The sequence below is a fragment of the Jiangella sp. DSM 45060 genome, from assembly GCF_900105175.1.
Taxonomy (GTDB): Bacteria; Actinomycetota; Actinomycetes; order Jiangellales; family Jiangellaceae; genus Jiangella.
Window position 1 is genome coordinate 2,123,615 of sequence record NZ_LT629771.1, and the last position, 23,120, is coordinate 2,146,734.

Below are 23,120 nucleotides of genomic sequence, written 5' to 3' on the forward strand. Positions count from 1 at the left end.
GGTGATGTTTGCCGAGTGGCATGCACAGGCGCGGATCGGAGGGTAGTTTCACGCAAGAGCCCCCGTGCCGCCCCGGGGCCGCGCCCGGCGGTGGTCCAGCGCGGGCACAGGCGGAGACCCCGATCCGGAAGGCTTGTCCATGCGGCGCAGTATCGGCCTGGTCCTGGTGGGACTGGGTGTGTTGATGTTGGTGCTCGCGCCACTGTCCCGCTGGTACGCCTACCCGCGGCTGGCGGTCGTCTCCAACGACGTCGCCGAGCGGGTGTCGGCCGGCAACGCCGTCACCGTGCTCGACCTCGGCGCCGTCGTGCGTCAGGACGCCGAGATCGAGCGGGTCACCGACGTCCGCTCCGTCCGCCGGATCATCCCCGACCAGGGCGACAGCACCGGCGACACCGCCGTGTGGGACACCAGCGTCACCACGTTCGACGAGGCCGGCGCCGGCGCCACGCCCGAGGAGAACGTGCTCTCGTACTTCGAGGAGCGGGTCGCGTTCGACCGCCACACCGCCGACTCCGTCGACGGCCACGACCAGTACTACACGCCCACCGGCGAGTCCGCCGACCGCGTCGACGTCGACCACGAGGGCTACTACTTCAAGCTGCCGTTCGGCACCGAGCAGCGGTCGTACCCGTTCTGGGACTCCACCATCCAGGACACCCGGCCCATGGAGTTCCAGAACGAGACCACCCTCGAAGGCCTCACCGTCTACGTCTTCGAGCAGGTCGTCGAGCCGACGCCGGTGTCGGCGCTGGAGATTCCCGGCGCCCTCTTCGGCCAGGCCGGCTCGATCGTCGCCGACCGCATCTACAGCAACACCCGCACCATCTGGGTCGAGCCGCGCACCGGCGCCATCATCAAGGGCCAGGAGGAGCAGGACTCCTACCTCGACTTCGAGGGCACCCGCGGCCCGACGATCGTCCAGGGCACCCTCGCCTACACCGACGCCCAGGTCAGCGCCAACGTCGACGAGTACGCGCCCAGCGCCGACCGCCTCGGCCTCGTCCGCGACACCCTGCCCGTCGCCGCTGCCGCCGCCGGCCTCGTCTTCGTCGTGGCCGGCCTGCTGCTCGCCCGCCGCGGCTCCTACCACGGCAAGCGGCGCTCGCCCGGCGCCGAGGAGGACGGTCCCGCCGGTTCGGCCGGCGGCCCGACCGGGTTCGCCTCCGGGGCGGAAGTGGCCGGGGTCGTGGCGCGGCCGGCGGAGGAGCGGACGCCGCTGCAGCAGCGCCCGCGCGACCCGGAGCCGGCGCGGTCCCTCTTCGAGCGGCCGCGGTACGAGGCGCCCCAGCTCTCCCCGTACGGCGGTCCCCGCCGCGAGCCGGCCTCCTCGCCCCACCCCTACGACGACGGCCAGGCCCGCTTCGAGCAGCCGCCGTGGTCCCAGGACGCCGCGGAGCAGCAGTTCGCCGACCAGTCGTTCGCCGACCCGGCGGCCGAGCCCCTGCCGCCCGAGGAGCCGCCGGCCGCCTACGCCGAGGAGCCGCGTCTGCACTTCGAGACCGCTCCCGGCGCCGGGGTCGCGGCCGCCGCCGACCACTCGGCGCCCTTCCTCCACGACGAACCGCGGGCGTACCCGGACCACGCGAGCCACACGAACCACGCCGGCCACGACGCCTCGCGGTACGCCGACTCGGGGGATCCCGCCGTCTCGCGGTACGCCGCTCCGGCCGACCACAGCGGCCGACCGGCGTACGCGGATCCGGCAGACGCCGGCGCCCCGCAGTACGCCGACTCGGCGGATCCCGCCGTCTCGCGGTACGCCGCCCCGGCCGACCACACCGGCCGACCGGCGTACGCGGATCCGGCAGACGCTGGCGCCCCGCAGTACGCCGACTCGGCGGATCCCGCCGTCTCGCGGTACGCCGCCCCGGCCGACCACACCGGCCGACCGGCGTACGTGGATCCGGCAGACGCCGGCGCCCCGCAGTACGCCACCCCGGCGGACGATGCCGGCCAGTTCGTCCAGGCCGATCACCTGTCGGCCGAGCCGCTGTCGCCGCAGTCGTCCGATCAGGACGCGCGCCAGGCCGCGGAGCAGCGATCTCCGCTGCCGCGCCGGCGTCCGCAGTCCGGTGCCGTCCGGCCGCCGGTGGGCCGGGCGCAGGCGCAGGGACAGTCGGCACAGTCGTTGCTCGGCCAGTCGCCGACCAGCCCGCTCACCCCCGCCCAGCCCCACGACGATCACGCCGAATCCGCCGCCCGCAACATCAGCGCCGCCGGCCCTGCCACGTCAGCCGACCCCGCCCTGTATGCCGGTCACGCCGAGTCCGCCACCCACGCCACCGCGGCCGGCCCTGCCACGTCCGCCGAGCCCGCCACCTCCGCCGGCTACGCCACCTCCGCCGGCCACGCCGCATCGGCTGGCGCCGCCACTTCCGCCGGCCAGGGCGACGCCGGCACGTCGGGCGGGTCGGCCGAGCTGGAGCAGGCGCGCGCCGACCTCGCCCGCCTCGAACAGGCCCGCGCCGAGCTGGCCCGGTTCGCTCAGGAGCACCCCGACCTCGCCACCGAGCCGACCGCCCCCACCCCCGACCCGGCCGGCGCCGCAGCCCACACGGCGACCCAGGCCCACCCCGCGGCCGGCCCCACAGGCGACGCCACAGCAGGCGACGCGGCCGACCACGCAACCGCCCCCGCGACCCGGCCCGCGACCGACCACCCGGCCGCCGACCCGGACCTCGTCCAGCCGGCGGCCGCCACCCCCGAGCCGAAGCCCGCCGCCCCGGCGCAAGGCCGCCGCCGCGCCCGCGACGACGACGCACTGTTCGACGAGTTCGACGAGGACGGTCAGTCCGCGGGCAGCCTGCACCGCTACTGACCGCGCCGGGACCGCCCGAAACGCGGTCCTGCCTGCACCGATACCACCGCCGCCGATCCGGCCGGAGGGGAGTATTCTGGTGCGAACCGAGGAACGGGGGCATGCCGCCCGGTCACCCCATAGCTGAATCCGTCGCCGTGATCAACTCGCGACCTTCCGCCGATTGACCCTGGTCGTCGCGGACAGGTAACCTATGTGTGCGCTGTGGGCCTGCGCGAACCTCGGACGGAGCAGGCTCGCGCTCGTTATTGTCGGTTGGCGGCACAGGGGTTTTCAGGACCTGGTCGGTGATGGCACAGCGATCCAAGGGTCCTGGCGCGCAGGCTACAACCGAACCTTGTCCGGAGTCCCCTTCCACATGACGAGCAGCATCGAGGCCGAGACGCCTACCTCGACGGCCCCCAGGACGACCACGCAGGTCGCGGTCAACGACATCGGGTCTGAGGAAGCCTTCCTCGCCGCGATCGACGAGACCATCAAGTACTTCAATGACGGCGATATCGTGTCCGGTACCGTCGTCAAGGTCGACCGGGACGAAGTCCTGCTCGACATCGGCTACAAGACCGAGGGCGTCATTCCCTCGCGTGAGCTGTCCATCAAGCACGACGTCGATCCCTCCGAGGTGGTCGCTGTCGGCGACGACGTCGAGGCCCTCGTCCTGCAGAAGGAGGACAAGGAAGGCCGCCTGATCCTGTCCAAGAAGCGCGCGCAGTACGAGCGCGCCTGGGGCAAGATCGAGGAGATCAAGGAGGCCGACGGCGTCGTTTCGGGCACCGTCATCGAGGTCGTCAAGGGCGGCCTCATCCTCGACATCGGTCTCCGTGGCTTCCTGCCCGCGTCGCTGGTCGAGATGCGCCGGGTCCGCGACCTCCAGCCGTACGTCGGCAAGGAGATCGAGGCCAAGATCATCGAGCTGGACAAGAACCGCAACAACGTGGTCCTGTCCCGCCGTGCCTGGCTCGAGCAGACCCAGTCCGAGGTCCGGTCGACCTTCCTGCAGACGCTGCAGAAGGGCCAGATCCGCTCCGGCGTGGTCTCCTCGATCGTCAACTTCGGCGCGTTCGTCGATCTCGGCGGCGTCGACGGCCTGGTGCACGTCTCGGAGCTCTCCTGGAAGCACATCGATCACCCGTCCGAGGTGGTCGAGGTCGGCCAGGAGGTCACCGTCGAGGTGCTCGACGTCGACATGGACCGCGAGCGCGTGTCGCTCTCGCTGAAGGCCACCCTCGAGGACCCGTGGCAGCAGTTCGCCCGGATCCACCAGATCGGCCAGATCGTGCCCGGCAAGGTCACGAAGCTCGTCCCGTTCGGCGCGTTCGTGCGGGTCGAGGACGGCATCGAGGGCCTCGTGCACATCTCCGAGCTGGCCGAGCGCCACGTCGAGGTGCCCGAGCAGGTCGTGACGGTCGGTAAGGACGTCATGGTCAAGGTCATCGACATCGACCTCGAGCGTCGCCGCATCTCGCTGTCGCTGAAGCAGGCCAACGAGGGCGACACCGCCGCGCACGTCAGCGAGCACTTCGACCCGACGCTGTACGGCATGGCCGCCGACTACGACGCCGAGGGGAACTACAAGTACCCCGAGGGCTTCGACCCCGAGACCAACGACTGGCTCGAGGGCTACGAGAAGCAGCGCGAGGAGTGGGAGCGGCAGTACGCCGAGGCGCACGCTCGCTGGGAGGCGCACAAGTCCCAGATCGAGAGCGCGCAGGAGGCCGACGCCGAGGCGAAGGCCGACAACCCGTCCACGTACTCGTCGGGCGAGGCAGAGGAGGGCGCCGGCACGCTGGCGTCCGACGAAGCGCTGCAGGCGCTGCGCGAGAAGCTCACCGGCAACTGAGCCGAACGCACCGCACGAGCCCCGCACCCACCTCGGGTGCGGGGCTCGTCGCATGTGTGCCGTCGCGCCGCGGTGCCCGTGACGGCGCGGGAGGTTACGGTGTGCTCGTGACGAGCAGAGACCGCCGGCGGGCCCGGCCGGCCGCGGCCGCGACGCTGTTCCTGCCGCTGCTCCTGATCCTGGCCGGCTGCTCGAACGGCAACGAGCCCGAGGTGCCGATCGTGCCGACGTCGGGGGAGCCGACCGACGTCGACGCCACCGACGCGGCGAGCGACCCGTCCGCGTCGCCCGGTTCGACGACCGGCGTGCCCGAGCTGTGCGGCGACCTCGCCAGCGCCGGCGAGATCGCGCAGATCCTGCAGGTCCCGGTGCAGGGCGAGACGGTCCGCGTCTACAACGACGAGTACCTGCCCGACTCCGGCCGCACCGGCCGCCTGACCTGCAGTTACGGCGTCCCCGAGGTGCCGGAGGGCACGACGCCGCCGCCCACGCCGCCGCCGGTGCCGCTCGAGATCGCCGTGAGCGGCTACACCGAGGCCGACATCGCGGCGGGTCGCATCGAGTCCACGGTCGACAGCGCGCAGGCCGCGGGCACCGTCGTCACCGCACAGACGGTGGCCGGCCGCGACGGCTTCCTGCTGTCCGACGCCGAGGACGTGTCGTTCGTGATGGCCGACGACATCCGGACGTACGTCATGACGTTGCGGCACGGAATGGTTCCGGCGGCCGCGGAGCCGGTCGTGCTGGTGAACCTGGCCGCGCACCTGCTCGGCGCCTCGGCGACGGGGACACCGACTCCGGTGCCGACGGGGTCCGCGACGGCGCCGTCCACACCGGGCGAGACGCCGGCGCCGTCCACGCCGGGCGAGCCCCCGGCGTAGTCGACGCCAGGCGCGGCGTCGGTGCTGGGCGCTGGCTCCGGGGCCGGGCGCCGCTCAGCCGCCGTCGCGCTAGGAGTTCGTCGCCGCGGTCGCCGCGGCGGCAGCGGCGACGCTGGCCGCCGACGCGATGACGGCGGCGTTGGTCGTCATGACGGCCTGCGTCGCCGGGTCGCTGACCCACTCGCCCTTCTGGATCTCGCTCGCCCGCTTCGCGACGGTGCGCCAGGGCAGGTCGTCGAGCACGATGTACAGGACGTTGATCGCGTTCAGCAGCGAGATGATCGCCGCCGCGCGGGCGTCGGGCTGCTCGCCGTCGACGAGGACGCGTCTCAGCTGGCCGCGCAGCTCGGTCTCGTGGCGGGCGTCCTCGGCCGGCCACGTCGTGGTCCGGAACAGCCTCAGCACCTTGCGCGTCTCGCGGCGGACCAGGCCGCGCTCGGCCAGCCGCTCGACGACCCGCTCCGTGAGGCCTTGGCCGAGCACGAACAGCAGCGCGTGCACGCCGCGGCGCTTCTCGGCGACCTTCGCCAGCGCGTCGTCGAGCAGCGGATCGCCCATCGGCGGCCCGTCGACGACCGTCACGCCCTTGCGTCCGACCTCGATGCGATCCGCCAGCACCAGGTCGACGAGCAGCGCGCCGCCGAGCGAGTAGTGCAGGGTGCCCGCACCCGCCGGGCTGCCGCTCTCGTCGTCGAGCAGGAGCAGCATGACGTCCTCGACGATGAGCAGATCCATCTCCACACCCCGTTAGTACACTGTGCCAACCCGGTGATTCGCACCGTAGCACGGTGTACCAGAGGCGGGAGGTGGGACGCCTGAACGAGCGACGTGAACAGATCGTCCGCGCCGCACGCGAGGTCATCGCCGAGAAGGGGACGGCCGGTTTCAGTGTGCGGGCGGTGGCCGCGCGGGCCGGCATCGGCGCCAGCACGCTGCGCTACTACTTCCCGTCGCAGCGCGACCTCTACGAGGCCGTCTTCGGGGCCGCGTTCGACGCCACGCTGCTCGACCTGCGCATCCACGACGCCTCCGTCCCGCCCGGCGAACGGCTGGCCGAGTGCCTCGTGCAGTTGCTGCCCCCGGCGCCGCCGCCCGATCAGGCGGTCGAGCGCTGGCTGGACGTCATCACGGCGACGTTCGGGCCGGACGGCGCGCCGGAGGCGAGGCTGGCGTGGTCGGCGGTGTCGCGGCGGGCGCGGTCGCGGGTGACGGCCTGGCTGGCGGCGCTCGAGGCCGAGGGTGCGCTGGCGGGTGGCGTGGCGTCGGTGGACCGGCATGCGCGGCTGCTGCTCACCGTGGTGGACGGTCTCGCGCTGGGGCGGCTGGTGCCGATCGAGCGGCTGGACGAAGCGCAGGAACGCTCCGTGCTCGCCGACGCGGTCGCCGCCGTCCTCCGCTGACCGTCCGGCGTCTCGCCGCAGCTCCCGCATCGTCTGCGTGCCGTGCTCGTCGGACGGCCGCACGTTTCGGGCCGGCCGCGCTCTTCTGCAGGCCGCCGCCTCGTCGTTGCCGCGCCGTGCCGTCCGTCCCTTCTCCTCACCTCGTCCCCGGGCGGCGTGTCCGGCCCGTTAGGGTCGTGGGGTGCTGAGAGTCGGGCTGACGGGCGGGATCGGGGCCGGGAAGTCGGTGGTGGCGCGCCGCCTGGCCGAGCGGGGAGCGACGGTCGTCGACGCGGACGTCATCGCGCGCGAGGTGGTCGAGCCGGGCACGCCGGGGCTGGCCGCCGTCGTCGAGGAGTTCGGGCCCGGTGTCCTGACGCCCGACGGCGCGCTGGACCGGCCGGCGCTCGGGAAGATCGTCTTCGCCGACGAGGATCGCCGGGCCGCGCTGAACGCGATCGTCCACCCGCTGGTCGGCCGCCGCCGCTCGGAACTGGTCGCCGGGGCGGGGCCGGACGCCGTCGTCGTCGAGGACATCCCGCTGCTGGTCGAGAACGGCATGGTCACCGGGTTTCCGCTGGTCATCGTTGTGCACGCGATGGAGGAAGAGCGGCTGCGGCGGCTGGTCGACGACCGAGGCATGACCCCGGCCGACGCGCTGGCGCGGATCCGGTCGCAGGCCACCGACGAGCAGCGGCGCGCCGCGGCGGACGTCTGGATGGACAACTCCGGCGCGCTTGTGGATATCGAGGCCGCCGTCGACGCCCTGTGGACGCAGCGCCTGGCGCCGTTCGAGGAGCACCTGCGGACCGGCACCCGCGCGCCCCGTCCGGCGCACGCCGTCGTCGTCGAGCCGGACCCGACGTGGGCGGTGCAGGGGGAGCGGCTGTTGGGGCGCATCCGGCGGGTCGTGGGGGATCGGCTGATCCGGTCGGACCATCATGGCTCGACGTCGGTGCCCGGGCTGCCGGCGAAGGATGTGATCGACGTGCAGCTGGTGGTCGCGGATCTGGCGGCGGCGGAGGAGGTCGCCGGTGAGCTGGCCGAGGTCGGTCTCGTCCGGCTGCCGGACCGCTGGTGGGACGTCGACCGCGACGGCGTCGAGCGCGACAAGGTGCTTGCCGCCAACGCCGATCCCGGCCGCGCCGTCAACTGCCACATCCGCCCCGTGGCGTCGCCCGCGTGGCGCGACGGCCTGCTGCTGCGTGACTGGCTGCGGGCGCATCCAGTCGCGGTAGCCGAGTACGCGGCGCTCAAGCGCGACCTCGCCGCCCAGCCGCACGGCTCCATCGACGAGTACGCGGAACGCAAGACGCCGTGGATCAACGCCGCCCTCGCCCGTGCCGACGCCTGGGCGAAGGAGATCGGCTGGGACGTGTGACGCCGCCCCTAGCTCGCCGGTCCGTCGGTTCGCTGGGCTCTCGTTGGCTTGATCTGCCGCGTGGGCCTGCCCCTGCTGCTCTCGATTGTCGGGGGCGCGGGTGGCCGCCTCAAGCGGACCGTTTGGCGCTTCGCGCGACGCGTGACCGCTTGACCCGGCCGCCCGCGCCCCCGTTCAAGCAGCGTCAGGGGGCCGGCCGGAAATTGGGCCCGGCTTCCATGCCCGCTCTTGTCGGGGTCCGCTGGCCGCTCGCCCTTGCTGGGTGGGTTCCGGATACCGGCTCCGCTGCTCGCCCGGTCCGCTGGCCGCTTGCCGGTTCGCTTCAGGCACGGCCACCGGCCGCCGTGCGCAGCGTCCGCTCGCCCCTCTGGTTCGCTTGGTGCGGTCGCCGGTGCCGCCGCGGCTCGTCGTTCGCTGGCGGCTGTGAGGCCCGCTCGCACGTGCCTGCGCCGCGCCGAGCCCGAGCCGTGGTGGGTATGACCCTCCCCGTTCGGGTGGGTGGCCCACCCTACGGGCGGGCACCGACAACGTCGCGCGGCGAACGCGGGCGGCCTGGCGCGGCGAACGCGGGCGGCCCGGCCGCCCGCCCCGCCCTGCGCCCGCCCGCTCGCCGCGGCTACGCGCCCGGCGGGGCGACCCCGGGCTGCGGCCATACGCCCGAAGGGCCGTCCATCATCGAGCCCGCGCCGTCCGTCGCGCCGCCGAAGAGGCTGCGGGTGAGGGCCTCCGAGTCGCTCAGCATCTCGTCCAGCGCGACGGAGAGGTCGTCGTCGCCGGGTGGGTGGCCGGCGGAGGCGGCGGTGAGGACGGCGCGGCGCATGAGCTCCTTCGCGAACGACGCCGTCGTGCCGTCGGACCGTTCGGCGGCCGCGTCGAGCGCCGACGGCGTGAAGGGGAGGTCGCGGGCGTAGAGCCGGTTCAGACGGCGCCGGGCCGCGGCGTCGGGCAGCGGGATCTCGGCGGCGAGGTCGACCCGGCCGGGCCGCTGGGCGAGGGCGGGCTCCAGCAGGTCGGCGCGGTTGGTGGTGAGGACGAACGCGACGTCGGCGTCGGAGGCGAGGCCGTCGAGCGCGTCGAGAGCCTCGAACAGCAGCGGCTGCGGCCCGCCGGAGAGGGTGCGGTCCTCGGCGATGAGATCGCAGTCCTCCAGCACGACGATGGCCGGCTCGAGCGCGCGGGCGGTCTCGGCGGCCACCTGGACCAGCCGCAGCGACCGCCCGGACAGCACGATCACCGTCGTGCCGGGGCTGACGGCCATGAGGTAGCCGACGGTGTGCGTCTTGCCGGTGCCGGGCGGCCCGAACAGCAGAATCCCGCGCTTGAGGTGCTGGCCGGCGGCCCGCAGCGCGTCGCGGTGACGGGCGACGCCGGTGAGGTGCCGCTCGATGCGGGCGAGCACGCCGTCGGGCAGGACGACGTCGGCGGCGGTGAGCGTGGGGCGGCGCAGAAAGGTGACGTCGCCGTTGCTGGCGCCGAACTCGGCCGGCGCGAACGTGACGACCTGCCCGCGCAGCACGCTGAGCTCGGCCATGAGCAGGTGGAGTTCGTCGAGGAAGGCGGGGACGACGGCGTCGGACGCGGCCAGCACCTCCAGCTCGGGCTGCTCGCGGCCGAACTGCGGCTGGGCGTCGCGCTGCAGGACGGCGAGGGGGACGCCGTCGTAGGTGAACAGGTGCAGGCCGAACGCGACGACCTGACGGCTGGTGTCGGGCCCGGTGGGGACGCGCGCGTAGTCGACCGGGCCGACGGGGAAGACGCCGTGGATGCCGGCGTTCTCGATGATCTCGGCCAGCGAGGAGTGCCGCCGGGCCATGCCGCCGCCGACGCCGACGAGCCGGCGCCCGCCGTGGCGGCCGGCAAGGGCCTCGAGTGCGACGTCGGCGTCGGCGTACCGCAGCGACGAGAGCTGCTCGGTGACGACGGGCACGGAGCGCGGCGCGACGCCCAGGTGGTCCTGGAGGACCGGCAGCAGCGGCCGGACCTCGTCGGACTCGTCGCGCACCTGGTGCACGACCTCGGTGAGAAACGTGCGGAACGTGGTCACGAACCTGCGGGTTTCGTCGTCCATCGCTGTGAGCGTAGCCGTACCCCCGGACCTTGTCGGTGGCAGCGCATACCGTTGTTCTCATGCGCGCGGCTAGCGAAATCTCCCGGGTGGTGGCACCTTTCGAGGTCGTCAGTGAGTGGGAGCCGTCCGGTGACCAGCCGGCGGCCATCGACGAGCTCGAACGGCGGATCCGTGCGGGCGACAAGGACACCGTCCTGCTCGGCGCCACCGGCACGGGCAAGAGCGCCACCACGGCCTGGCTGGTCGAGCGGCTGCAGCGGCCCACGCTGGTCATGGTGCCGAACAAGACGCTGGCGGCCCAGTTCGCCAACGAGCTGCGCGAGATGTTCCCGAACAACGCGGTCGAGTACTTCGTCTCCTACTACGACTACTACCAGCCCGAGGCGTACGTCCCGCAGAGCGACACCTACATCGAGAAGGACTCCTCCATCAACGAGGAGGTCGAGCGGCTTCGGCACTCGGCCACGTGGTCGCTGCTGACCAGGCGCGACGTCATCGTGGTGGCCACGGTGTCGTGCATCTACGGCCTGGGCTCGGCCGACGAGTACCTCCACCGCATGGTGCACCTCAAGGTCGGCGACGAGAAGAACCGCGAGGGGCTGCTGCGCGAGTTGGTCGACGTCCAGTACACCCGCAACGACCAGAACCTCACTCGCGGCACGTTCCGGGTGCGCGGCGACACCCTCGAGATCATCCCGATGTACGACGAGCTGGCGCTGCGGGTCGAGTTCTTCGGCGACGAGATCGAGCGCATCATGACCATGCACCCGCTGACGGGCGAGGTCATGCGCGAGGAGCGCGAGACCTACGTCGCGCCGGCCACCCACTACGTGTCCGGCCGCGAGCGCATGGAGCGGGCCATCGTCGGCATCGAGGCCGAGCTGGAGCAGCGGCTGGCCGAGTTCGAGCGGCAGGGCAAGCTGCTCGAGGCGCAGCGGCTGCGCATGCGCACCACGTACGACATCGAGATGATGCGCGAGGTCGGGTTCACGTCCGGCATCGAGAACTACTCGTTGCACATGGATGGCCGCCAGCCCGGGTCGGCCCCGAACTGTCTGCTCGACTACTTCCCCGACGACTTCCTGCTGGTCATCGACGAGTCGCACGTCACCGTCCCGCAGATCGGCGGCATGTACGAGGGCGACATGAGCCGCAAGCGCACCCTCGTCGACCACGGGTTCCGGCTGCCCAGCGCCATGGACAACCGGCCGCTGCGGTTCGAGGAGTTCCTCGAGCGCATCGGCCAGACGGTGTACCTGTCGGCCACGCCCGGCCCGTACGAGATGGAGAAGGTCGACTCCGTCGTCGAGCAGATCATCCGGCCGACCGGCCTGGTCGACCCCGAGGTCGTGGTCAAGGCCACGAAGGGCCAGATCGACGACCTCATCCACGAGATCCGGCTGCGGGTCGAGCGCGACGAGCGGGTCCTCGTCACCACGCTGACCAAGAAGATGGCCGAGGACCTCACCGACTATCTGCTCGAACGCGGCATCCAGGTCCGCTACCTGCACAGCGAGGTCGACACGTTGCGCCGGGTCGAGCTGCTGCGCGAGCTGCGCATGGGCGAGTTCGACGTGCTGGTCGGCATCAACCTGCTCCGCGAGGGCCTCGACCTGCCGGAGGTGTCACTGGTCAGCATCCTCGACGCCGACAAGGAGGGCTTCCTCCGCTCCGGCACGTCGCTGATCCAGACCATCGGCCGCGCCGCCCGCAACGTGTCCGGCCAGGTGCACATGTACGCCGACACCATCACGCCGTCCATGCAGAACGCCATCGAAGAGACCAACCGGCGGCGCGAGAAGCAGGTCGCGTACAACCGCGAGAACGGCATCGACCCCACCCCGCTGCGCAAGCGCATCAGCGACATCACCCAGATGCTGGCCCGCGAGGACGCCGACACCGAGGCGCTCATCGGCGGGTCCGGGCGGGCCGCCAGCCGCGGCAAGTCGCCAGTGCCGGGTGTGCGCGCGAGCGTCGGCAGCGCCGGCAACCACGCCGCCGACCTCGCGGGCATGCCCGCCGCCGACCTCGCCGGCCTCATCCAGCAGCTCAGCGACCAGATGCACGCCGCGGCGGCCGAGCTGCAGTTCGAGTTGGCGGCCCGGCTGCGCGACGAGATCTCGGAGCTGAAGAAGGAGCTGCGCGGCATGCACGAGGCCGGCGTCGGCTGACCCCGGCCAGGACCGGGTGCGGCTCACGTGGCGGCCGGGAGACGGGACGGGGTCCAGTGGTGACGCGCCGCCACACTGCGGGAACGTGAGCGGCTGGACACGGTGGGGCATCGCCGCGGCTCGTGGGCGGCGTTGCCGTCGTGCTGGCAACGGCGACGCCACCCGATCGGTGCGCCGGCCGCCGGTCGATAGGGTGTCCGGCGAGACCGCACCATCCGTGGGGAGGCCGGCAACCATGAGTGGCGCCAGGCGCTGATGCTCACCGTTCTGGGCGCGTCCGACGACGAGGACCGGGTCTACGGGCAGCTCGTGTCGATGGTCTCCGCGACGGCAGCCGAGCTCGCGGGGGCCACCGGGCTCGACACCGGGGCGGTCGACACCGCGCTCGAAGGGCTGGAGGTGCGCGGACTGGCCGGCCGGACCGCCGATGTGCCGGTGCGGTTCGTCGCCGCGTCGCCAGGCGTCGTCGAGGCGATGATCGCCGAGCGGCTGAGCGAGCTCCGCTCGGCGCAGCAGACGCTGGACCGGCTGGCCGCCCAGCACCGCAGCAACGCGCTGACCAGGGAGGCATCGGGGGTCTTCGAGATCGTCCGGGGTGCGGGGGCGCTGCGCCAGACCGCGATGAACCTGTTCGCCGCCGCCCGGTTCCAGGTGCTCAACCTCGTCAAGCCGCCGATCATCGCCGTCCGCAGCGAAGAGGGCGTGCAGCCCGGCCCGTCGGTGCGCGGCCGGACGGTGTTCGAGACCGAGGCGCTGGAGACCCAGGGTGCGTTGCAGGCGGTCCGCGCAGGGCTGCGCGACGGCGACCAGGTTCGCGTGCACACCAGGCTGCCGGTGAAGATGCTGGTCATCGACCGGTCGGTGGCCATGCTGCCGATGGCGCGCGACGACACCACGCCGGTCGGCGTGCTGATCCGCCGCGGCGCCGTGCTCGACGCGCTGCTCGAGCTGTTCGACTTCGTCTGGGCGACCGCCGTCCCGCTGCACGTCGACAGCGAGAACTCCCCGCCGCCACGCGAGCCGTTTCTCGACCCCGACGACCGCCGGCTGCTGTCGCTGCTGCTGTCCGGGCTGACCGACGAGGCCATCGCCGCCCACCGCGGCACCAGCACCCGCACCGTCCAGCGCAAGGTCCAGGCGCTCATGAACCGGGCCCAGGTGCGCACCCGCATGCAGTTGGCCTGGGAGGCCTCGCGCCGCGGCTGGGTCTGACCCACCCGCAGGCGACCGCGTGTCGTCTCTGTGACATTGGCACACAGTCGCCGTCGCCAGCCGTTGAGTTCGGATTCACCCGATTCGTACGGTGACGCCCTGGCTCCCGCCCCCAGGAGGACGTTGTGAGAGGTGTCATCGCCACCGCGGCCGCCGTCGCCCTGACCGCCGGCGCCGCCGCGGCCGCAGTCGCGCCGGCCGCCGCACCGGCCGTGACGAGCGAACCCGGCGCCCGACCGGCCGCCGACCCCGTCGTCGTCACACTGATCACCGGTGACCGCGTCGTCTATGCCGACACCGGCGGCGCCCGGCCGGACATCAGCGTCGAGCCGGCCCTGGACGGCGGCACCCGCGAGCTGCTGATGACCGTCGACCCGGACGGCGCCGTGCTCGTCTTGCCGGACCAGGCGCAGCCGCTGATCACCGCCGGCCTGCTGGACGAGCGGTTGTTCGACGTGCGGTACCTGGCCGAGAACGGCTACGCCGACCTCGACACGATCCCGTTGATCGTCACCTTCGCCGACGGCGCGCGTCTGGCCCAGCGGGCCGACGCCCTCCCGGCCGTCGCCAGCGTCACGCCGCTGACCAGCATCGACGGTGTCGGTCTGGAGGTCGACAAGGAGTCGACGGCCGACTTCTGGAACCAGCTCGCGCCGGGCGCCGCGGCGCGGGCCGCGACCGCCGGCATCGAGAAGGTCTGGCTCGACGCCAGGGTCGAGGCGAGCCTCGACGACAGCCGCCCGCAGATCGGTGTGCCGCAGGCGTGGGAGAACGGCTTCACCGGCGACGGCGTGCGGGTCGCCGTGCTCGACACCGGGTACGACACCGGCCACCCGGACCTCGCCGGACAGGTCGTCGGGTCGCACAGCTTCATCGAGGGCGAGACCGTGCACGACGGCCACGGCCACGGCACCCATGTGGCGTCGACAGTGGCCGGGACCGGGGCCGCGTCGGACGGCCGGTACTCCGGCGTCGCGCCCGGCGCGGACCTGCTCATCGGCAAGGTGCTCAGCGACGAGGGCTCCAGCTTCGGCTCCGAGGTCATCGACGGCATGGAGTGGGCCGTCGAGCAGGGCGCCGACGTCGTGAACCTCAGCCTGGGATCGTTCCCCACCAACGGGCAGGACCCGCAGAGCCAGGCGCTGAACCGGCTCAGCGCCGAGTCCGGCGCCCTGTTCGTCGTCGCCGCCGGCAATTACGGGCCGAGCACCCGGTCGGTGACGACCCCGGCCGCGGCCGACGCGGCGCTGGCGGTCGGCGCCGTCGACGGTGCGGACGCCATGGCGGACTTCTCCAGCCGCGGCCCGCGGGTCGGCGACCACGCGATCAAGCCGGAGATCACGGCGCCGGGAGCGGCCATCGTCGCGGCCCGCTCCGGCGGCACGACGGGCGGCCTGCCCGTGGGGGAGTACTACCTGGCCAACGGCGGAACCTCGATGGCCAGCCCGCACGTCGCCGGCGTCGCGGCGCTGGTGAAGCAGCGGCACCCGGACTGGGCCGCCGCAGAGCTGAAGGACGCGCTGATGAGCACGTCACTCGACCTCGGCCACGGTCTCTACGAGCAGGGCGGCGGCCGGGTCGACGCCGCCGCCGTCACCGAGAGCGACCTCGTCGCGACCGGGAAGGCCGAGCTCGGCGTGCATCCGTACCCGCGCGACGGCGCCGCGCCCCGCACCGTCCCCGTCACCTACACCAACAGCGGCGGCACGGACCTGCGACTCGACCTGGCGCTCGACGTCGCCGACGTCTCCGGGAACGCACCGGCGCCCGGCACGCTGACGGTCTCGCCGGTCGTGCTGACCGTCCCCGCTGGCGGGACCGCCACCGCCGTCGTCACCCTCGACCCGGCGGCCAGCACGGCCGGCTCGTACACCGGTCACCTGCGCGCCACCGGCTCCGGCGGGGTCGCGGCGGCGACGGCGCTCGCGTACGTCACCGACGGGCCGGCGTACGACCTCACCGTCGAGCTGACCGGCCGGCTCGGCACCACCCCGGCACGGGCGAACGTCACCGTCGTCAACCAGGACGACCCGCGCCTCTACTACACGTCCGAGACGTCGTACGACGCCGACGCGATGACCTTCACCCTCCCGGCCGGCGACTACAGCGTCTACGGCACCATCGCGACGGCCGACCCCGGCGGCGGGTTCACCGACCACAGCAGCGACCTGTTCGCCCTGACCGAGGTGGAGGTCGACGGCGACACCACCGTGACGGTGGACGCCCGCGACGCCGTCGACATCGAGTTCGAGGTCTCCGACGAGCCGCGGCCCACGGAACCGACCCAGATCACCACCAACCTGTACCGCACCGCGGCCAACGGGATGCTGACCGTGATGGGCGCGCTGGCAGACCGGTCGACGTCGACGACCGTGTACGGCGCGATCCCCGCGCCCGAGCCCGCCGCCGGCGAGTTGTCGATGACGACGGTCACCACGCTGCGCGAGCCGCTGATCCGGGCGACGATCGGCACGGAGCCCGTGGACGTGGTGACGCCGCGCTACACCGGGCGGTTCGACGGACGGCGGACGGCGCCGCTCGTGGACGTCGGCGCCGGCACCGCCGAGGACTACGCCGCCGCCGGCGTCGAAGGCGCGCTCGTACTGGTCGAAGGTGACCCGTCGTGGGCGGACGACCAGGCCCGCCTGGCCGAGGCACACGGCGCGGTGGGCCTGCTGGTCGCCCGCGACGTCGCCGGACCGGTGTCGGTCGACGTCGGCAGCGCGAACACCCTGCCGGTGCTCGCCACTACTGCCGCCGAGGGCGCGCGGCTGCGCGACCAGCTGGCCGGCGGCCCGGTCGAGCTGACTCTGACCGGCGTGGAGGAGGCGCGGTACACCTACCAGCTCTGGGCCGAGGAGGCCGGCCGCATCCCCGCCGAGCTCACGCACAGCACGCGCCAGGCCGACCTCGCCGCCGTCGAGAACGCCTACCACGCCGACACGGAGCGGCTGCGCGGCAGCGAGGTCATGGAGGTGTTCGCCGAGTGGGAGGGCGGCACGTTCCGCTACTTCGACCAGCTCGTGCAGCCGGCCCGGCGCACCGACTACGTGAGCGCCGGCCCGGGCCTGCGCCAACTGCAGCAGGTGCACTCGGTGTGGGGATTCAACTCGGCGAACCTGCGCGGCACCGTCCAGGCCTACGAGCCCGGCGGCCGCTACCCGGTGACCTGGCACAAGGCTCCGAGCCACCCCACCGGATACACCGAGCTGCCGTGCGTGATGTGCCGGACGGAGAACATCCTCGCGTTCGCGCCGTGGCCGCGCTCGGACTCCGACCCCGAGCACCACGGCTCCGGCCGTACCTGGACCACGACGACGCTCTACCGCGACGGCGAGCTCATCGAGGACGTGGCCTCCTACCTCGTCGAAGCGCCGGCCACGTACCGGATCGAGCAGGTCGGGCAGACCATGCCGAGCCCGGAGCACCAGCTGGCGGAGCGGTCGCACACGGCGTGGACGTTCGTGTCGTCGGCGCCGGAGGAGCTGGAGGTCGACGGCTGCGGCGATCTGCTGCCCAGCGCGAACGTCTGCGCGGCGGTCCCGGCGATCATGCTCGGCTACGACGTGCCGCTGGATCTGCTCAACCGGGCGCCGGCCGGTCGCGGCTTCGGCTTCACGGTGCGCACGGGCCGGCCGGTCGGGTACACCGGCCCGTCCGAGGTGGCCGGCATGACGGTGGAGGTGTCCTTCGACGACGGCGCCACCTGGGAGTCCGCCCGCGTGCTGCCCAGACCACGCGGTGGCGAGTTCCAGGTCCGCACGCACCACCCGAAGCTGGCCGAGACCAGCGGCTTCGTCAGCCTGCGGGTCGAGGCCTGGGACGACCGCGGCAACCGCACCGAGCAGACGATCGAGCGGGCCTACGCGCTGTCCTGACCACCCGCCCGTGATCATCGGCGATCGACCACGTCCTGGTGTGGTCGATCGCCGATGATCCTCGTGTGCGGCTCAGTCGAGCGCGTACGCCCGCAGCACGTCCTGCTCGATCCGGTTGCCGTCCCGGTCCCAGGCCTCCACCCGCAGCGACAGGTGCGACGCGGCGGCGGGGATGCGGTTGACCACGGCCCGGAACGTCGCGTCGCCGCGGGGCAGCACGCGGGCCGGCTGCCAGGAGGCGCCGTCGTCGAAGGAGAGGGAGACGGTGGCGCCGGAGACGGGCGCGGTCGCCGAGCCGGGCTGGTGACCCACCGCGACGTCGACGAAGTGGGCGCCGGGCTTGGCCGCGACGTTCAGGAGCGACACGTCGACGTCGTACGAGAGGGTCAGCAGCGGCAGCGCCGTCGGCGAATCGACCGGCGCCGATCCCACCGTCCACGCCGTCGACGTCGAGGTCGACGCGAGCCACCACGGCGCCGACCGTGCCACGTCCAGTTCGACCCGCAGCGACGACGGCGCCGACGGCACCGTGAACGTCCCGTCCGCGCGGCCGCCTGACGCCACCAACGCACCGTCCGCGAACAGCCGGAACGACGGGGTGTCGACGCCCGGCACCGCCGTGCCCCAGTGCCCGGAGCCGTCCGTCCACTCCTGCAGCCGCAGCGTCACGTCGTCACCCGACCGGTACGCCGCCGAGTCCACCGCCCCGAAGTCGACCGGCAGCACCCCCGGCGCCAGCACCTGCCGGAACCACGCGTCCGACAGCGTCGTCCCCGCGGTGTACGTCCGGGGCGCCGACAGCATCGGGAAACCGAACGGATCGGCGTCGGTCGATGCGCCGTAGCCGTACTGCGCCCAGGACGTGTCGCCGCCGGACACGTACTCGATCCGCTGCTGCGGCGCGACCGTCCGGCGCAGGAAGCCGAACGAGAACGAGTCCCACGGCCGCCACTTGTGCCGCAGCTCGCCGATGCCCTGACCGGGGACGTGGCTGTGGTAGTCGACGTCGACGCGCGCCGTGTTCGAGGCGTCGACGGTGTACGACAGCGCCGGCGGCACCACGTCTTCCTCGACGAGCACGAGGTCGTAGAGGTACGGGCTCACCTTGATCGCGTCGACGGCGGCCGTCACCGGGCCCTGGTCCAGCAGCGCGAGCAGCGCCTGCCCCTCCTCGCGGGTCATCGCCATGGTCGGGACGGTGTTCGGGTCGCCGCCGATGGTCAGCGAGCCGGACACGTTGTTGAAGATCATCACCAGCTTCGCCCCGGCCGCCGCCGCGTTGTGCATCTTCTCCAGGAACGTGATCTCGCCGCGCTGGATCAGCGCGATCTTTCCCTCCACGTCCACGCCGTCGAAGTCCGACGCCCGCCCGAGCCCCGCGTACACCATCGGCAGCTCGAACGACCCGTCCAGCAGCGCCGAGTTGAACACGTACGTCGCCTCGACCGGCCGCTCGACCGGCGTCAGCGTCCGCACCTGGATCAACGGCGCGACCAGCGAGTACTGCGTGTAGTACTCGAAATCGCCGACGGTGACGGGGTCGGTCGGCGACGCGAACGCGGGCTGCGCGCCGACGGAGAACGAATGGGCGTACGACTTGCCGTCGGGGTCCGACCGCCACCACGCCAGCATGGTGTTCGTCGCCTCGACGGGATCGGCGGTGTCGACCTCGATGGGGACGGTCCCGCGTGCGTCCAGCGTCACGGACGTGTCGCCCTCGACGGTGAACTCGGGCGCGAACACCGCCGCCGTCTCCGTCGTGAAGACGTGCGGCTCGTCGTAGGTGAACACGTAGCCCATCGCGGCGTACCGGCCCGGCGGCACCCGCAGCGTCGCCACGCCGTCGGCGAACCCGACGCTGGTCGCGGCGAACACCGACGTGTCGTCGACGTTCACGACGTCGACCAGGCTGATGCCGGCGGCCGGGCGGCCGTCGCGGGCGATGCCGTGCACCGTGAGGTCGTAGCGCTCGGACTCCTTGTAGAAGCCCGCCGCGGTCCGCACGCTGACGCCGTCCGGCCCGGTCGCGACCAGCCAGCCGCCGTACAGGCCGTAGTCGCCGGCGGCGGGGTCGACGGTGACGGCGACGTCCGCGGTCCCGCCGGCCGGCACCGTCACCGACGACGCGCCCAGCGTCACCATGCCCGGCGCGGGCGCCGTCCCGTCCTCGTCTGCCAGCGACAGATCGAGCGCCAGCGTGACGGGGGAGGCGCCGGCGTTCCGATACGTGACGGTACGCATCACCCGTGCGGCGTCGTCCTGCGGGTACGGGAAGTAGCCGGCGTCGAGCGGCCCGGTAGTCGCGAACACCTGCTGCGACGTGGCGCGGGCGAGGTCGACGCGGCCGGTGCCCTGCTCGTAGACGGTGAGCGCCGCGTTCGGCGCGGTGGTGGACGCGAGCGCCGCCTTGAGATCCGGCCCGGCCCAGTCCGGCCGCTGCTGCGCCAGCAGCGCCGCCGCGCCCGCGACGTGCGGCGTCGCCATCGAGGTGCCGTCGAGAGCGAGGTAGTCGTCGCCGACCGGGGTGCCGATGACGGCGCCCGCGGCCCGCGCCGCGACGATGCCGACGCCCGGCGCCGTCACGTCCGGCTTGAGCGCGAAGTCGCCGGCCCGCGGCCCGCGCGACGAGAACCCGGCCAGCGCGTCCTGTTTGTCGACGGCGCCGACGGTGAGGGCGCTGGTCGCCGCGCCGGGCGTCGTCACGGTGCCGTCGCCGGGGCCGTCGTTGCCGGCCGCGATGACGAACAGCGCGTCCGACTCCGCGCTGAGCCGGTCGACCGCCTGGCTGGCCGGGTCGGTGCCATCGGTGTAGCCGCCGCGCACGCCCAGGCTGAGGTTGACGACGTCCGCTCCGTTCGCGACCGCCCACTCCATCCCGGCGATGACCTCGGACATCGGCCCGGAGCCGGCGTCGTCGAGCACCTTGACGTTGAGCAGGTCGGCCTCGTACGCGATGCCGCGGCGCTGCCCGTCCGACGCGGCGCCCGTCCCGGCGACGATCGACGCGACGTGCGTGCCGTGGCCGAACCGGTCGGTCGTGCTGTCCGAGACGCTGAAGTTCGCCTCGGCGACGACCTTGCCGGTGAGGTCCGGGTGGGTGGAGTCGATGCCGGTGTCGAGGACGGCGACCGTGACGCCGTCGCCGGTGAACCCGGCGGCCCACGCGTCCGGCGCCCCGATCTGCGGCGCGCTGTCCTCGTCGACGGCGGTCATGGTCTGGTCCAGCCAGATCTTCTCGACGCCGGCCAGCGGGTCGGCGGCCCGGGCGGCGGGCGGCGCGTCCAGCGGAGCGGCGCCGGTCAGCGCGTCGGCCAGCGCCGCGGCGGCGGACTTGTCGACGTCCGCGGCGACCGCGCCGATCGACTCCAGCGTGTCCGTGGCCGTCACGGCGGGCAGCGCCGGCGCCGCAGCCCGGCCGCGCGCGGCGGCGGACTCCACGATGACCGGCAGCACGTCGCTGCTCGCGTCGTCGTAGCCCTGCTCGATCAACGTCGTCACGTCGAACAGCGAGCGGTCCAGCAGCTCCGGGACCAGCGGCGCGACGTCGGCCGGCACGACGTACAGGTGACCGTCCAGCTCCTGCTCGTGGAAGCCGGGGATGGCGCCGTTCGCCCTGGCCGCGGGCTCGACGGTGGCCGCCTGGCGGCCGTCCGGCGCGGTGGTGACGTGGATGCGGTCACCGGTGATCAGCGTGACGGTGACCCCGCCGTCCGTCCCGGCGAGGGGCGGGGACGACCCCGCCGGGACGGACGGCTCGGCGGTCGCGGCAGGGATCCCCTGCACGACCAGTCCGGTGAGGACGACGGCGGCCGCGGCCGCTCTCCAGTGTCTGCGCAAAGCTCTGCCCTCCGGGGTGCGGGTGGCCGTGCCGTCTGCGGGATGCGGTGTCCGGATCGTCCCGAAGTCTCAGGCGGCGTGACAAGGGTTATGCTTTGGCGAAAATCCGTCAGTGGCGCGTTTTGGCCAGCGGTCTCGACCCCCGGAGCCGCGCATGCTGGAACAGCTCGGCCTCAGCGACGAGGAGCAGACCGCCTACCTCGCCCTGCTCGACCACGCCCGGCCCGCGACGGCGGCGGACCTGGCGCCCGCCGCGGGGTCCGCCGAGGCCGTCGACAAGCTGCTCGATGCGCTCGAGCGGCGCGGCCTGGCCGACCGGCTGCCGGGGGAGCCGCCCGCGTACCGCCTGGTCGACCCCGCGCTCGCGTTCGCCGAGACGCTGGCCGCCCGCGAGCGCGACCTGCAGCGCAGCCGCGTCCTCGTCGACGACCTGGCCGTGCGGCACCGCCGCCGCCACGACGCGGTCGAGCCCGGCGACCTCGTCGAGATCGTCACCGGCTCCGAGGCCACCGCCCGCCGCCTCGTCGACGTCTACAGCAGCGCCCGCACGCAGGTCCGGGCCATGGAGCGGCCGCCGTACGGCGTCGTCAACAGCGAGCCGAACCCGATCGAGGTCGAGCTGCTGAAGGCCGGCGTCCGGCACCGCGTCCTGTACGAGCAGAGCGCCGTCGACCTGCCCGGCCGGCTGTCCGACCTGATCGGCGGCATCGCCGCCGGCGAGGAGGCCCGCGTCACGCCGACGCTGCCGGCCCGGATGCTGCTGATCGACGACCGGTACGCCATGGTCCCGGCGACGGCCGGCGCGTTGATCACCGACCAGCTGCTGGTCGTCCGCCCCGGCGGGCTGCTGGACGTGCTGGCCGAGGTGTTCGAGGAGACGTGGCTGCGGGCGATGCCGCTGCGGCTGCACCCCGGCGACCACGACGGCCAGGCCGACGACGACCGCGTCATCCTGAACCTGCTGGCCGCGGGGCTGACGGAGCAGTCGATCGCCCGGCACGTCGGCGCCAGCCAGCGCACCGTCCAGCGGCGGATCAAGGAGATCAGCGGCCGTCTGGGCGCCCGTACGCGGTTCCAGGCAGGGCTGCAGGCCGCCCGCAACGGTGTGTTGTGATGGTGCTCATGTGGGACGAGTTGCTGGAGTACTGCCTGGCCAAGCCTGGTGCCTGGCGGGACGAGCCGTGGGAGGGCGACGTCGTCGCCAAGGTCGGCGACAAGATCTTCGCGTTCCTCGGCTCCGAAGACGACCCCAGCGTCGGCGTCAAGTGCGGCCGCGACCGCGACGAGGCCGACGAGTGGCTGGCGCGGTACCCGGACGACGCCTCGATCATGGCCTACATCGGCCGGTCCGGCTGGAACACGCTGCGCGTCGGCGGGACGATTCCCGACGAGGAGATCAGGCAGGCCGTCGACGACTCGTACGCGATGGTCGTCGCGAAACTCCCGAAGCGGCTGCGGCCGGCGTGAGTCCGGGAACGGCGGCCGGGGACGGCGAATTGCGTTCCCGGCAGGGCGTGTGAAATATACTGGGATCAGCGTGGAGGGGAGTACTCCCAACGCGGTGGCATCGTCATCACGGATGCTCCCCACACCGGGGAGCCTCCCGGTGCCTCCGGCCCGGTGACCCTGGGCGGACGAGACCTCCGGTTGCG

The 23,120-nt window shown here is 73.1% G+C and carries 13 protein-coding genes; 10 read left to right on the forward strand and 3 right to left on the reverse strand.

Translation table 11 applies throughout. The annotated features are described in order from the left end of the window. Window positions 1-139: 139 nt before the first annotated feature. The 3 genes from BLU82_RS09485 (at window position 140) to BLU82_RS09495 (ending at window position 5,542) form a co-directional block, all read left to right on the forward strand. Window positions 140-2,821 carry a porin PorA family protein gene (locus BLU82_RS09485; protein WP_092618966.1) on the forward strand — a complete coding sequence of 894 codons (2,682 nt, stop codon included), beginning with the start codon at window positions 140-142 and terminating at the stop codon, window positions 2,819-2,821. 358 nt (window positions 2,822-3,179) lie between these two features. After that, window positions 3,180-4,661 carry a 30S ribosomal protein S1 gene (gene rpsA / locus BLU82_RS09490; protein WP_092618969.1) on the forward strand — a complete coding sequence of 494 codons (1,482 nt, stop codon included), beginning with the start codon at window positions 3,180-3,182 and terminating at the stop codon, window positions 4,659-4,661. Window positions 4,662-4,768: 107 nt separating this feature from the next. Further along, a complete protein-coding gene (locus BLU82_RS09495) occupies window positions 4,769-5,542 on the forward strand; it encodes a hypothetical protein (RefSeq protein ID WP_157740762.1) in 774 nt (257 codons plus the stop codon). A 69-nt stretch (window positions 5,543-5,611) separates the two neighbouring features. Here the strand turns inward: BLU82_RS09495 and BLU82_RS09500 are convergent, their stop codons facing one another. Next, the gene (locus BLU82_RS09500; protein ID WP_092618975.1) at window positions 5,612-6,277 is read right to left on the reverse strand and encodes a GPP34 family phosphoprotein; all 666 of its coding nucleotides are present in this window, start codon (window positions 6,275-6,277) and stop codon (window positions 5,612-5,614) included. Between the two features lie 53 nt (window positions 6,278-6,330). Here BLU82_RS09500 and BLU82_RS36140 point away from each other — a divergent pair, with 53 nt between their 5' ends. After that, complete coding sequence (locus BLU82_RS36140; RefSeq protein WP_092618978.1) at window positions 6,331-6,942, forward strand: TetR/AcrR family transcriptional regulator; 612 nt, start codon at window positions 6,331-6,333, stop codon at window positions 6,940-6,942. Between the two features lie 181 nt (window positions 6,943-7,123). Then, complete coding sequence (gene coaE, locus BLU82_RS09510; RefSeq protein ID WP_092618980.1) at window positions 7,124-8,302, forward strand: dephospho-CoA kinase; 1,179 nt, start codon at window positions 7,124-7,126, stop codon at window positions 8,300-8,302. 616 nt (window positions 8,303-8,918) lie between these two features. Here the strand turns inward: coaE and BLU82_RS09515 are convergent. After that, window positions 8,919-10,370 (reverse strand): ATP-binding protein, encoded by a 1,452-nt coding sequence (locus tag BLU82_RS09515; RefSeq protein WP_092618983.1) that lies wholly within the window; start codon window positions 10,368-10,370, stop codon window positions 8,919-8,921. A gap of 59 nt (window positions 10,371-10,429) precedes the next feature. On the opposite strand from BLU82_RS09515, the gene uvrB reads away from it, so the two are divergent. The 3 genes from uvrB to BLU82_RS09530 all read left to right on the forward strand — a co-directional run bounded on the left by uvrB (window position 10,430) and on the right by BLU82_RS09530 (window position 17,631). Beyond that, complete coding sequence (gene uvrB, locus BLU82_RS09520; protein ID WP_092618986.1) at window positions 10,430-12,541, forward strand: excinuclease ABC subunit UvrB; 2,112 nt, start codon at window positions 10,430-10,432, stop codon at window positions 12,539-12,541. 255 nt (window positions 12,542-12,796) lie between these two features. Continuing rightward, complete coding sequence (locus tag BLU82_RS09525; RefSeq protein ID WP_092618989.1) at window positions 12,797-13,753, forward strand: helix-turn-helix domain-containing protein; 957 nt, start codon at window positions 12,797-12,799, stop codon at window positions 13,751-13,753. Window positions 13,754-13,878: 125 nt separating this feature from the next. Continuing rightward, a complete protein-coding gene (locus tag BLU82_RS09530; RefSeq protein ID WP_092618992.1) occupies window positions 13,879-17,631 on the forward strand; it encodes a S8 family serine peptidase in 3,753 nt (1,250 codons plus the stop codon). Between the two features lie 72 nt (window positions 17,632-17,703). Here BLU82_RS09530 and BLU82_RS09535 read toward each other — a convergent pair whose 3' ends face one another. Beyond that, window positions 17,704-21,468: a S8 family serine peptidase gene (locus BLU82_RS09535; RefSeq protein WP_157740764.1), complete on the reverse strand. Its 3,765-nt coding sequence runs from the start codon at window positions 21,466-21,468 to the stop codon at window positions 17,704-17,706. A 154-nt stretch (window positions 21,469-21,622) separates the two neighbouring features. Here BLU82_RS09535 and BLU82_RS09540 point away from each other — a divergent pair, with 154 nt between their 5' ends. Together BLU82_RS09540 and BLU82_RS09545 are read left to right on the forward strand one after the other, a co-directional pair. Further along, complete coding sequence (locus tag BLU82_RS09540; protein WP_092618998.1) at window positions 21,623-22,582, forward strand: helix-turn-helix domain-containing protein; 960 nt, start codon at window positions 21,623-21,625, stop codon at window positions 22,580-22,582. Further along, the gene (locus BLU82_RS09545; RefSeq protein ID WP_231947745.1) at window positions 22,582-22,935 is read left to right on the forward strand and encodes an MmcQ/YjbR family DNA-binding protein; all 354 of its coding nucleotides are present in this window, start codon (window positions 22,582-22,584) and stop codon (window positions 22,933-22,935) included. Before BLU82_RS09540 ends, BLU82_RS09545 begins: the two co-directional genes overlap by 1 nt. Window positions 22,936-23,120: the final 185 nt, after the last annotated feature.